This is a genomic window from Pauljensenia sp. UMB6358, from assembly GCF_030216865.1.
In the GTDB taxonomy this organism is placed as follows: Bacteria; Actinomycetota; Actinomycetes; order Actinomycetales; family Actinomycetaceae; genus Pauljensenia; species Pauljensenia turicensis_A.
In genome coordinates this window covers 1-284 of record NZ_JASOMS010000146.1, presented here as the reverse complement: position 1 = coordinate 284, position 284 = coordinate 1, and the positions used below count along the sequence as shown (strand labels likewise).

The window sequence follows — 284 nt, the reverse complement described above, 5'->3', positions numbered from 1 at the left end:
CGCCAGATTCCGGATCAGTGCCGACCTCACGGGGCAGAGACAGCAGCTGCAAGGCGTCCTCGAAAGTAATGTCCGCAAGGTTTTGAGTCTTCAGTAGCGAAGCAGTCTTGGGCTTAATCTTCTTCTTTCCAGTGCCCTGTTCCTCCTCGGGAATGACCTCGGTGACATAGGGGCCGAAACGCCCGTTCTTAGCCACGATAGTGCGCCCAGTGTTGGGGTATACGCCGAGTTCGCGGCCGTCGTCTGCGGCAGCAGCGTACAGTTCCTTTACCTTTTCGGGGCTC

The 284-nt window shown here is 57.7% G+C and carries 1 protein-coding gene; it reads right to left on the bottom strand.

Annotation, left to right across the window (positions count from 1 at the left end):
• Positions 1-284, bottom strand: a 284-nt coding sequence (locus QP381_RS08965; RefSeq protein WP_285068654.1) for a topoisomerase C-terminal repeat-containing protein, incomplete at both ends; no start/stop codon positions are given.